9 protein-coding genes are annotated in these 11,653 nt (G+C 60.4%); 4 read left to right on the top strand and 5 right to left on the bottom strand.

Annotated elements, in window-relative coordinates:
• The first annotated feature begins 214 nt into the window (after window positions 1-214).
• Window positions 215-1,219: a pyruvate dehydrogenase gene (locus E3O56_RS11355; RefSeq protein ID WP_248128255.1), complete on the top strand. Its 1,005-nt coding sequence runs from the start codon at window positions 215-217 to the stop codon at window positions 1,217-1,219.
• 53 nt (window positions 1,220-1,272) lie between these two features.
• On the opposite strand, the gene E3O56_RS11350 is transcribed toward E3O56_RS11355, so the two are convergent.
• Window positions 1,273-1,743, bottom strand: a complete 471-nt coding sequence (locus E3O56_RS11350) for a MarR family transcriptional regulator (RefSeq protein WP_032880533.1) — start codon at window positions 1,741-1,743, stop codon at window positions 1,273-1,275.
• Window positions 1,744-1,888: 145 nt separating this feature from the next.
• Between E3O56_RS11350 and aceE the strand changes: the two genes are divergently transcribed.
• The gene (gene aceE, locus E3O56_RS11345; RefSeq protein WP_248128254.1) at window positions 1,889-4,549 is read left to right on the top strand and encodes a pyruvate dehydrogenase (acetyl-transferring), homodimeric type; all 2,661 of its coding nucleotides are present in this window, start codon (window positions 1,889-1,891) and stop codon (window positions 4,547-4,549) included.
• 1 nt (window position 4,550) lies between these two features.
• Here aceE and E3O56_RS11340 read toward each other — a convergent pair whose 3' ends face one another.
• Together E3O56_RS11340 and E3O56_RS11335 are read right to left on the bottom strand one after the other, a co-directional pair.
• Entirely contained in the window at window positions 4,551-5,375 is an 825-nt protein-coding gene (locus tag E3O56_RS11340) for a DUF2242 domain-containing protein (RefSeq protein WP_103734449.1), read from the bottom strand.
• An 83-nt stretch (window positions 5,376-5,458) separates the two neighbouring features.
• A complete protein-coding gene (locus tag E3O56_RS11335; RefSeq protein ID WP_248128253.1) occupies window positions 5,459-6,364 on the bottom strand; it encodes a LysR family transcriptional regulator in 906 nt (301 codons plus the stop codon).
• 115 nt (window positions 6,365-6,479) lie between these two features.
• Here E3O56_RS11335 and E3O56_RS11330 point away from each other — a divergent pair, with 115 nt between their 5' ends.
• Complete coding sequence (locus tag E3O56_RS11330; RefSeq protein WP_248128251.1) at window positions 6,480-7,661, top strand: MFS transporter; 1,182 nt, start codon at window positions 6,480-6,482, stop codon at window positions 7,659-7,661.
• 118 nt (window positions 7,662-7,779) lie between these two features.
• Complete coding sequence (nhaA, locus tag E3O56_RS11325) at window positions 7,780-9,123, top strand: Na+/H+ antiporter NhaA (RefSeq protein ID WP_223018470.1); 1,344 nt, start codon at window positions 7,780-7,782, stop codon at window positions 9,121-9,123.
• A gap of 82 nt (window positions 9,124-9,205) precedes the next feature.
• On the opposite strand, the gene E3O56_RS11320 is transcribed toward nhaA, so the two are convergent.
• Together E3O56_RS11320 and E3O56_RS11315 are read right to left on the bottom strand one after the other, a co-directional pair.
• Window positions 9,206-11,080: a SurA N-terminal domain-containing protein gene (locus tag E3O56_RS11320; protein ID WP_032880522.1), complete on the bottom strand. Its 1,875-nt coding sequence runs from the start codon at window positions 11,078-11,080 to the stop codon at window positions 9,206-9,208.
• A 230-nt stretch (window positions 11,081-11,310) separates the two neighbouring features.
• Window positions 11,311-11,583: an HU family DNA-binding protein gene (locus E3O56_RS11315; protein ID WP_003174819.1), complete on the bottom strand. Its 273-nt coding sequence runs from the start codon at window positions 11,581-11,583 to the stop codon at window positions 11,311-11,313.
• Between the last annotated feature and the right edge of the window lie 70 nt (window positions 11,584-11,653).

Raw genomic sequence — 11,653 nt, 5'->3', positions numbered from 1 at the left:
ATGAAAGCGGTGGCAGGTAAATGACCTGCGAACCCAGCCTAAAGTGCCGTCATGACGAAAAAATGTCGACGTTGTGACATTCCTGCGCTTGAAAAGTTAAACGCGACAGGCGCCGGATAATTTAATCCCATGACTTGAAGTGCGATTGCAATCATTGCAAATGCAATCACATTTCCAGTAGGGTACAAATATCCGTTGGAAGGAGCTTGGACCCATGCCTGCCTCTATCGCGCATTCTGCGCAGAGCTGCATCGATGCACTCAGCACCGCCGTTTGCCCGGGCAACTCGCCGCTGTATACGGTGATGAGCATGGCCAATACCCTGGAATCCAGCCGGCACGCCTGGGTGATCCGTGGCCAGTCATGCAGCCGCCGCGTGGGCAACTGGCCTATCTGGTTTGCGCGCAATCGCGGCGAAAAACCCCTGCTCTATCTGCACAGCGCAGTGTCGTCTGCACAGTTGTGCGCACTGTCGGAGCAGACCGCCCAACGTGGCATCTTGTGCAATGACATCGAGAACCAGCCTTCCCCGTGGCCCAAGGGCACGCACCCGTCATTGCCAGTATGGCTGGCGGCTCATCCACGCTGCACACCCTACGATCCCGCCTCGGGAGACGAAGCTCGAGCGATTCTGCTGGCAGGACTACGCACGCTGTACATCGACGGCCAGCCAGGTTTTTATTATTTGACGCTGCATGACCAGGATGCCCACACGACACTGACTGCCCAGGACCGAGAGGATGCCCACAAAGGCATGTATCCGATCCAGCGTAATCAAGCAGCCGATGTGCGCCTGCTCGGGGCTGGCTGGGCATTGCAAGAGGTCATGCATGCCGCAAGGTTGCTGGAACAGGACTGGAATATTACGGCGCAGGTGTGGAGCAGCCCCAGCTACACACGGTTGGCCCGTGAGGCGGCGACCGCGGAGCGCTGGAACCGCTTGCACCCCTTGGCCCCCAGGCGCAGCTGCCATTTACGTGATTGCCTGGCAGGCAGTAGCGCACCCGTCATTGCCGTCACCGGTTATCCGCAGGTGATTGTCGATCAATTAGCCGCGCATGTAGATGCACGATTTATCGCCTTGGGCGCAGGCTCGATGCAGGCCTCTGCGCCGAGCCGCTATTGGATTGTGGCGTCAGCGTTAAGAGCGCTGGCCGATGAAGGGCGTACCGAGGTGCAGCAGGTGGAAAACGCACTGCAGCGCTATCACCTGAAGTGAGGGGGAATGCAATTGCGCAAGCAAGGTCCCCCGCACTGAGTCTGTTTTCGAACCTACGATTTACGTCGGCTGCGCACTTGCACACCCGCATCCATCGCCAAGCCCGCCGTGCGCTCCAGGGCATCGGCAAATGCCTGGCGCTGCTCGGGTTCGATTTGTGAAATGAACAGCTCGTCCACGGTGCTTTCGTAGATTTTCCACATGCTCTTGCGCAGCGCTCGACCCGTGTCCGTGATCGAGGCAAACGCCGCACGACCGTCGCCATCGGAGCGGGAACGCACTACCAGGCCGTCCTTTTCCAGGCGGTCCACCAGGCGCGTGAGGTTATAGCGCTCAATGGCCAGCACATCGGCCAGTTCGTGCATACGCCGGGTGCCGCCGGGCCCGCTTTCCAGGCCCCACAACGCATCGTACCAGGCGTACGGCGGCAGGCCCGCCGCAGCCAGGCGCCGCTCGATTTCACGGATGACCGTCCTGTGAGCCCTGACAAAACGGAACCATACATCCGGCTCTTTCGACGACATGCAACACCATCCGGGGAATTTCAAGAAGGTTGCAATAGTAGCTCATCCCGCGCTAGATTCTGGCATGTCGTTGCAATTGCAACTACATTTTGCATCACTCCCGCGAGGAGCTCGCTGCTTGAATCCGCCTACCCTGGAGCCTCACATGACCCCGAATGACCCAGTAAGACTCGACGATGATCCGCAGGAAACCCGCGAATGGCTGGACTCCATCGAATCGGTGCTGTCCACCGAGGGCCGTCCCCGCGCTCATTACCTGATCGATCAGTTGCTGGATTTCGACGTTGCACGGCATGGCGACTTCTACGGGCGGGTGACCACCCCCTACGTCAATACCATCCCGGTTGAGCGCCAGTTGCCCTACCCCGGTAACCAGGCCATCGAGCGGCGCACCAATGCGTTCATCCGCTGGAATGCCATGGCGATGGTATTGCGCGCAGGCAAACACTCAGGCGTGGGTGGGCATATCGCCACCTATGCGTCAGCCGCCGTGCTGTATGACGTAGGCTTCGATCATTTTTTCCGTGGCCGAACCGACACATTCGACGGCGACCTGGTGTACATCCAGGGCCATTCCTCACCAGGCATTTATGGCCGTGCCTACCTGGAGGGCCGTATCAGCGAAGCGCAGCTGGATAACTTTCGGCGCGAGGCCGGTGGCGAGGGTTTGTCTTCCTACCCTCACCCACGCTTGATGCCGGACTTCTGGCAATTCCCTACGGTCTCCATGGGCCTGGGGCCGATCACCGCCGCGTACCAGGCGCGTTTTATGCGGTACCTGGAGTTTCGAGACCTCAAGCAGCATCAGGGCCGCAAGGTTTGGGCATTCCTCGGCGATGGCGAAATGGACCAGCCCGAATCCCTGGCGGCCATCTCCCTGGCGGGCCGCGAAAAACTCGACAACCTGATCTTCGTGGTCAACTGCAACCTGCAACGCCTGGATGGTCCGGTGCGCGGCAATGCCAAGGTGATCCAGGAGTTCGAGAGCCTGTACCGTGCCGCCGGCTGGAATGTGATCAAGGTGATCTGGGGCGGCGGCTGGGACGCGCTGCTGGAAAAGGACCAGAGCGGCCTGCTGCGCCAACGCATGATGGAATGCGTGGATGGCGACTACCAGAATTACAAATCCCAGAGTGGCGCTTATGTGCGTGAACACTTCTTTGGCAAATACCCGCAGTTGCTGGCGCTGGTTGCGGACATGTCCGACGACGACATCTGGAAACTCTCACGGGGCGGGCATGACCCGGACAAGGTCTACAACGCCTACGCCGCCGCCGTGCGCCACAAGGGCCAGCCCACGGTGATACTGGCCAAGACGGTCAAGGGCTTCGGCATGGGTGAAGCTGGCGAAGGCCAAAACATCAACCATCAGCTGAAGAAGATGGGGGCCGAAGCGGTAAAAGCTTTCCGCGACCGCTTCGGCCTGGAGGTCGACGATGACCGGCTCGAAGAAATCCCCTACCTCAAACCCGCCGTCGACAGCGAAGAGGCCCACTACTTTGCCGCACGACGGCAGGCGCTGGGAGGCTATGTGCCAGCGCGCCACACTAGCGCTGCGCCGCTGCAAATCCCCGAGCTGAGCGCCTTCGCCACCCAACTCAAAGACACCGGTGAGCGCGCCATCTCCACCACCATGGCCTTTGTGCGCATCCTCGGCACGCTGCTCAAGGACACGCATTTGGGCAAGCTGATCGTGCCTATTGTGCCGGATGAGTCGCGCACCTTTGGCATGGAAAGCCTGTTCCGCCAGATCGGTATCCACTCAGCCGTCGGCCAGCTCTATACCCCACAGGACGCCGGGCAATTGAGCTACTACAAAGAGAGCAAAGACGGACAGATCATGCAGGAAGGGCTGAATGAATCCGGCGCCATTTCTTCCTGGATCGCGGCAAGTACCTCCTATAGCAACCATGGCCTGATGACCGTGCCGTTCTATATTTTCTACTCGATGTTCGGCTTCCAGCGCGTCGGCGACCTGGCCTGGGCGGCGGGCGATGCGCGAGCACGGGGCTTCCTGCTGGGCGCCACGGCCGGGCGCACCACGCTGATGGGTGAAGGCTTGCAGCACGACGACGGGCACAGCCATATCCTGGCGTCGGTGATTCCCTGCTGCGTGGCCTATGACCCGACTTTTGCCTACGAACTGGCAGTGATTATTCGCGAGGGTATGCGGCGCATGTATGTCGAACAGGAGGACATCTATTACTACATCACCCTGCTCAACGAAAACTATCCGCACCCGGCGATGCCGGAAGGCGTTGAAGAAGGCATTCTCAAGGGCATGTATCCGCTGAGCAGCCACCCGCAGGCAAAGGTGCAGCTCATGGGCAGCGGTTCAATCTTGCGCGAAGTGATCGCCGCAGCCGAGTTGCTCGCCAAGGATTTCGCCGTGCATAGCGATGTCTGGAGCGTCACCAGCCTGACCGAATTGCGCCGTGATGGGCACGCCGCCGAACGCTGGAACCTCCTGCACCCGCAAAGCGAGCCGCGCCAAAGCTACGTCGAAACCTGCCTTGCCGGGAGAACCGGCGCTGTGGTGGTGGCCACGGACTACATGAAGTTGTTCGCCGACCAGATTCGCCCCTTCGTGCATAACCGCCGTTTTGTCGCACTGGGTACCGACGGTTTCGGGCAATCGGACACCCGCGAGACATTGCGCGAGTTCTTCGAGGTAGACCGGCACTTTATCGCTTTAGCAGCCTTGAAGGCGTTGGCTGATGACGGTGTGATTGGTCGTGACAACGTCGCCCTGGCCATCAGCCGCTACGGGATCAACGTCGACAAGGCCGATCCCGTAGCCATCTGAGTTACTGCGCAGGCGCTGGCAAGGGCGGTATTGCCTCTGTCGGCGCAGGCAGGCTGGGATTGGTCGGCGCCGGCGCGGGCTCGGTTGCTGGCGCCGAGGCAGGCGCAGGTTCCGGGGTCGGTGCGATCGGCGCAGCCTCAGGTGGCGGTGCCAGGGGTTGCGAAGCGGCAGGCGCTACAGGTGCCTCCTTCGGCGCCTCGACCTTCTCGGCTACTGGAGCGGCTACCGGAGCGGCCTTGGGTTCAGGCACACCCAGGTCAGCCTTGGGCTGCTCGGGTATATGCTCGGCCTGCTTGACCTCCTGCGGCAGGAACACATCCACCAGCGCAAAGTAACGCTCGTAGAACTTCGGCGCCGAGACGGTCTCGCTCGCGACTTTCACCATCGAGTCGTCAGTGGAGCCGATCGGCATCGACACCGAACCCAGCACACCCACGCCGAGGCTGGCGGAGTTGTTGACCTTCTTCAGCGCATAGCGATCCTGCAAGGCGTTGGCAAACATCGTCGAGTGATTGCTGCCTTTGCCATCAGCAGCGCACACCACGTTGAAACTGATCTGCAGATGGGTCTCGCCGGTCTGCTGGAAACTCTTGTTGCCCGCCACCAGCTTTGGATCGCTGCTGGTAATGATGTAACCCTGGCTCAGCAGGGCACGACGCGCCGCTTCACACGCCGCTACATCGCTGACCGGGTAATCGCGGGAAAACGTACCGGAATCGTCGAAATTCTCATGTTCATAGATAGCGGTCTTGGGTGAGGAGCAGCCCGCGGCGCCCGCCAGCACCAGCGCCAACCCGAGGCTACGCAAGTGAAATGATGTCGACATTGAAAATCCTGTGGAAAACGGTCCGGACGGTATTGTGCAACAGAACGCGGCCTTGAAGCGCGCATTCCTGTCGGTTAAACATCTCAGCCTTGTGAAGCCGCGTCAGTAGGAAAAAGCCCGGCACACATATGGTCGATAAACACGCGCAATTTGGGCGAGGCATGGCGACTGGCCGGCCACAGCAACCAGAAACTGCCGCGGTGTTCGAGGTGTTCATCCAGCACGCGCTGCAAAGCCCCTTGCGCAACCGCCTCGTTGACCATGTAGTCCGGCAGACACGCAATACCGAGACCTTCCTGAGCCACATGCTTGAGAGACTCAATGGTGCTGCTGACCAGCGGCGCACGCAAGCTCGGCTCCGCCGCGCCCGGCACCAGTCGCAGCGGCCAGGGCTCGAGTTTGCCGGAGGCGCAGAATTTATGCCGAAGGCAGGCGTGATGACTCAAGTCCTGGGGCAGGAGTGGCGTGCCGTATTGGTCGAAATAGCCGGGCGTACCGACAAGTACCAATTGGTAATGCCCCAGATGGCGCGCCATCAAGCGCGAGTCTTCCGGCTTGCCGGTGCGGATCACCGCGTCGAAGCCTTCATCGATGACATCCACCATACGGTCGGAAAAATCCACGTCCAACTCGATATCCGGATAGGCACGCATAAAGCCACTGATCACCGGCATCAACAACCCGCGCACTTGGGGCACGCTGATACGCAGTTTGCCCCGCGGGGTGGCACTGGCCTCGCTCAACTCCAGCTCAGCCGCTTCCACTTCCGCCAGGATACGCCGCGAGCGCTCCAGCAACAGCGCGCCCTCACTGGTCAGGGTGATACTGCGGGTACTTCGATGAAACAGCCTGACACCCAGGCGCTCCTCCATGCGTGCGATGCTTTTACCTACCGCTGAGGATGACACGCCCAATACCCGCCCGGCCGCGGTGAAGCTACGGGTTTGCGCGACCTGTACGAATACCGAGAGCCCGCTCAGACTGTCCATGCTGATGCCTTGGTCGATTGCGGACAAAAATGTCCGATAAGTTCGGCACCTTAGCCTGTTTTTCCGCGCATCGCAGCCCCCTACCCTGCCTCCTTGCCCCTTCAAGGAGACTCCCATGAACAACAACGCTTCATTGACCGCTACGGCGCCCGTGCATGAACCCCTGCCATTGGCAGGGTTGCTGGCCCTGGCCTCGGCCGGCTTTATTACCATCCTCACCGAGGCCATGCCCGCCGGGCTGCTGCCGCAAATGAGCGCCGGGCTGGAAGTGTCACAGGCGCTGGTCGGGCAGTTGGTGACGCTCTACGCCCTGGGCTCATTGCTCGCGGCCATCCCGCTGACCTTGCTGACCCGTGGCTGGCGTCGCAGGCCTCTGCTGTTGATCGCCATAGGCGGCTTTGCCTTGGTCAACAGTGTCACCGCGTTTTCCAACCACTACGGCGTGACCTTGATCGCTCGCTTCTTTGCGGGTGTATTCGCCGGGCTGCTGTGGGCGCTGTTGGCAGGCTACGCCAGCCGCATGGTTGCCCCTCATCTGCAGGGCCGGGCGATCGCCGTGGCCATGCTCGGTGCGCCGCTGGCCTTGTCCCTCGGCGTACCTGCTGGCACCCTGCTTGGCACGCTGGTCGGTTGGCGCAGCACCTTTGCCATCATGACCGGCCTGACCCTGTTACTGCTGGTGTGGGCGCGCTGGCAATTGCCGGATTTTGCCGGCGAAGCAGCCAGCAAACGTCTGGGCTTGAATCGCGTGCTGGCCATGCCGGGAATCCGCCCAGTGCTGTGGGTGACCTTCACCTATGTGTTGGCTCATAACATCCTCTACACCTACATCGCTCCCTTGCTGGTGCCCGCCGGCATCGGCAGCGAGATCGACCAGGTATTACTGGTGTTCGGCTTGATGGCGTTGGTAAGCATCTGGTTGGTGGGCATATGGATTGATCAACACCTGCGGTTGCTGACCCTCATCAGTTGCGCGACGTTCGCCGCAGCTGCCCTGCTCCTGGGTTTCTGGATCAGCTCTGCGATCTGCATCTACATCAGCGTGGCGGCCTGGGGCCTGGCTTTCGGAGGCCTGCCGGCCCTGCTGCAAACCGCACTCGCGAAGTCGGCCGGCAACTCGGCCGATGCCGCGCAATCCATGCTGGTCACCGCGTGGAACCTTGGCATTGCCGGGGGTGGGCTGGCTGGCGGCTTGATGCTCCAACACTGGGGCGTCATCGCATTTCCATGGGCCGTGCTGGGGTTGATAGCGCTGGCGCTGGGTGCAATGACGGGCAAGGCCTGGCACGGCCGATGACAAGTTTGTTTACAACTTATTCCTCTACTTCCTATCATCACCTCTGGGTGCGTTGCTGCATAAGGCGCGGCGCAGGTTAAAAGCCAAGCATTGGTCGGGCCGCCAATGGAGATTTGTCGTGCCTGATAAACACCCTGCCATCCCCCGCCCTCAGCGCCTGACTGAGGGCGCGCTGTCTGCCCTTGAGCGTTTTTCCCATATCGAAGCCGTGAGCGGTATCGTCCTGCTGTTGGCAGCGATCGTGGCGCTGATCTGGGCCAACAGCCCCGCCGCAGCGACCTACGAACACTTCTGGAATACGCCTGTTACCCTGGGACTTGGCGATTACAGCGTGTCGCGCTCCCTGCACTTTCTGGTCAATGACGGGCTGATGACCATCTTCTTTCTGGTAGTCGGCGCCGAGATCCGTCAGGAAATCAAAGATGGCGCCCTGGCCAACCTGAAACTGGCCACGCTGCCCTTGGGCGCTGCGCTGGGCGGTGTGCTGATGCCTGCACTCATCTACACCCTGCTCAACCACGGCACCGTCGCCGCCAGTGGCTGGGCGGTACCCACCGCGACCGACATCGCCTTTGCTGTGGGCGTGCTGGCGCTGCTGGGCAAGTCGATTCCCAGTGGCGTGCGTATCCTGTTGCTGGCCCTGGCGATCATCGATGACATCGTGGCGATCCTGATCATCGCGATCTTCTTCACTGCCAGTCTCGATTACATGGGCTTGGTGATTGCCGCAGGCGGGCTGGCGCTGGTGCTGGTGTTCCAACGCATGGGCATCGGCAAGGCCGCGATCTATCTGTTACCTGGCGCGGTTGTATGGTTCGGGCTGCTCAAGACCGGCGTGCACCCGACCCTCGCCGGGGTGATCCTGGGCTTGATGACGCCGGTCAACTCCAAGCCCACCACGGAGCGCCCGCTGGAGACCATTGAACGCACGTTCAACGAGCTGATGGAGCGCTTCTCGCATTCGGCAGAAGGCCCCCAACAGGTCGCCCAGCCCCTCAAGCAACTGCGCCAAGCCCAGCGGGAGATATTGCCGCCGGTGCAACGGGTGCAATCGGCACTGCATCCGTGGGTGGCATTCGGCGTGATGCCGCTTTTCGCCCTGGCCAATGCTGGCGTGAGCCTGCACGGCTTCAACCTGGATGATCCGATGGCTCACGGGGTGTTCATGGGGGTCATCTTTGCGCTGGTACTCGGCAAACCCCTGGGCGTGATGCTGGCGAGCCTGATGCTGGTCAAGCTCAATATCTGCAAGCTGCCGGACGGTGTGACCTGGACAGGCGTCGGCCTGGTTGGCCTGCTGGCCGGGATCGGGTTCACCATGTCGATCTTTATCTCCTCCCTGGCCTTCTCGGACCCTGCCTTGCTGTCGGCCGCCAAGCTCAGTGTATTGGCCGCTTCGACCCTGGCAGCGGTGATCGGCCTGACCTGGGGCAAGCTCAAGTTTTCAGGCAAGCACCCATAAGGCGAGTTAAGCACCCACTTTATCAAAGGCAAAAAAAGACCCCGGCCTTTTCAGGACGGGGTCTTTTTTATTCAAGCCGGCATCAGTACTTCTTGATGTCTGCCTGGGTTTCCAGCTGCTTGCGGAACGCCGCGAAGTCCTGCTGGCCGATACGGGAAGCGAGGAAGCGGCGGTATTGCGCCTTTTCTTCGTCCGTAGGGGCTGCCGCTTCGTTGACGCCGTTCAAGCGCACAATCACCAGGCTGCCATCACGCAGCGTCACCGTGGTGAAAGTAGGCTTGTCCTTGGCCGCAGGCTTGGGCATGCGGAACAGGGCTTGAAGCACGGCTGGATCGATGGATTCCTGACCGCGGGTCGCCGCTTCAGTCACCTTCCAGGCCTGACCGTCAATCGGCTGGTCCAGCGCGGTTTTGCCGTCACGCAGGCTGGCGATCAACTCGTCGGCATGGGCTTTGGCGGCAGCGCTCGCACGCTCCTTGGTCATCTGGGTGCGAATCGCCGCAGCGACGCTCTCAAGCGGCAGTTGAGCCGGCTTTAGATGCTCTTTGGCACGCAACACGATGATGGTTTCCGGGTCCAGCTCGATGGCACTGCTGTTGGCACCTTCATCCAGCACTTCCGGGCTGAATGCCGCAGTCACCACAGCACGGTTGGCTGCAACGCCTTCGCCACCTTCACGGCCAAACGGCGCCGAGGTGTGGACGGTCAGCTTCAGGTCAGATGCCGGCTGGGCCAGGTCGGACGCTTCGAATGCCGCATCTTCCAATTGCTTGGTCGCTTCGACAAACCGCTGTTCAACCTGTTGGGTCTTGAGCTCGCGGGTCAGCTTGTCTTTCAGGCTGGCAAACGATGGCACCTCAGGTGCTTCAACGCCCAGCAACTTGATCAAGTGCCAACCGAAGGCACTGCGCACCGGCGCCGATACCTGGTCTTGCTTCAAGCCGTACAGGGCCGTTTCGAAGTCCGGATCGTAGACGCCAGGGCCGGCAAAGCCCAGGTCACCGCCATTGTTGGCCGAACCTGGATCCTGGGAGAACTCCTTGGCCAGGGCTTCGAACTTCTCGCCTTTGGCCAGGCGTGCCTGGACTTCTTCGATCTTGGCCTTGGCTTGCGCCTCGGTGACCTTATCGTTGACTTCGATCAGGATGTGCGCGGCACGACGCTGTTCAGCGAGGTTGGCGGTTTCCTTCTCGTAGGCAGCCTGCAGTTCATCGTCCTTGACGGTGACCTGGTCGAAGAAGGAGGACTTCTTCAATTCCAGATAGTCGATGACCACCTGGTCCGGGGTCATGAACTCTTTGGCGTGCTGATCGTAGTAAGCCTTGACCTCATCATCGGTGAGCTTCACCGCTGCCGGGTCTGCCTTGATGTTGACGGTGGCGAAATCGCGGGTCTGTTTTTCCAGACGGGCGAATGCCAGCACCTCGGCATCGGTGACGAAACCGCTGCCGGCGATACCTGCGCGAACCTGGCCGATCAGCATTTCCTGGGTCAGCATCTGACGGAATTGCATACGGCTATAGCCCAGTTGACGGATCACCTGGTCAAAACGTTCGGCATTGAACTTGCCATCCACCTGGAATTCCGGCGTCTGCAGGATCACCTGGTCCAAAGCGGCTTCCGAAAAGCCGAACTTGGCATCAGCAGCGCCTTGCAGCAGCAGCTTGCGGTCGATCAGGCCCTTGAGGGCCGCGTCGCGCAGCAGTTTTTCGTCCAGCAGCGAAGCATCGAAATCCTTGCCCAGCTGTTGCATCAGCTGGCGACGTTGCATGTCGACAGCCTGGCTCAGTTCGGTCTGGGTGATCTGTTCACCGTTGACCTTGGCCACGTCCTGCGCGTTATTACCCGAAGCCTGGAAAATGGCTTCGATACCGGTGAACGCCATCAATGCGACGATGATCCCGATAATGGTCTTGGCAATCCAGCCTTGTGAATTGTCCCTGATATTTTGCAGCATGCGTCCCCCAGAAACGGTTGAACTTCAAAAATAGGCAACCGTGGAGCGTGGGTAGAGTCCGGATAGAAGAAAGGCGCATCCGAGGATGCGCCTTCTCGTAACTGGCGGAGCGGACGGGGGTTTGAACTCTCACCCCCGGCGTGGCGACCCGATGGATACGTGGGTCGCTACCGCTCCGCTGCCAGGTCGGACGTGCGTCCGACCCGGGTAAGCAAAGGCTTGATCGAAGCTTAGTTAACGGCTTCTTTCAGGGCTTTACCGGCTTTGAAACCTGGTTTCTTGGCAGCAGCGATTTGCAGTGCTTTGCCAGTCTGTGGGTTACGGCCAGTGCGAGCTGGGCGGTCAGTCACAGAGAAAGTACCGAAGCCTACCAGTACCACGGAGTCGCCGGCCTTCAGAGCGCCAGTGACGGATTCGATTACTGCGTCCAGCGCACGGCCAGCAGCAGCTTTCGGGATATCAGCGGATGCGGCGATAGCATCAATCAGTTCCGACTTGTTCACTCTAAGTCCCCTTATATATCTATTGAGTATGATTCTAAGTTTTTTGGTAAAAGCAAAAACCAGTGCTGGG

The sequence above is a fragment of the Pseudomonas sp. W2Aug9 genome (assembly GCF_023127755.1).
GTDB lineage: Bacteria > Pseudomonadota > Gammaproteobacteria > Pseudomonadales > Pseudomonadaceae > Aquipseudomonas > Aquipseudomonas synxantha_A.
This window is presented reverse-complemented; position numbering and strand designations above follow the sequence as displayed.

Coding starts and splice junctions, on each gene's coding strand:
- E3O56_RS11355 (WP_248128255.1), top strand. CDS start 215: ATGCCTGCCTCTATCGCGCATTCTGCGCAGAGCTGCATCGATGCACTC.
- E3O56_RS11350 (WP_032880533.1), bottom strand. CDS start 1,743: ATGTCGTCGAAAGAGCCGGATGTATGGTTCCGTTTTGTCAGGGCTCAC.
- aceE (WP_248128254.1), top strand. CDS start 1,889: ATGACCCCGAATGACCCAGTAAGACTCGACGATGATCCGCAGGAAACC.
- E3O56_RS11340 (WP_103734449.1), bottom strand. CDS start 5,375: ATGTCGACATCATTTCACTTGCGTAGCCTCGGGTTGGCGCTGGTGCTG.
- E3O56_RS11335 (WP_248128253.1), bottom strand. CDS start 6,364: ATGGACAGTCTGAGCGGGCTCTCGGTATTCGTACAGGTCGCGCAAACC.
- E3O56_RS11330 (WP_248128251.1), top strand. CDS start 6,480: ATGAACAACAACGCTTCATTGACCGCTACGGCGCCCGTGCATGAACCC.
- E3O56_RS11320 (WP_032880522.1), bottom strand. CDS start 11,080: ATGCTGCAAAATATCAGGGACAATTCACAAGGCTGGATTGCCAAGACC.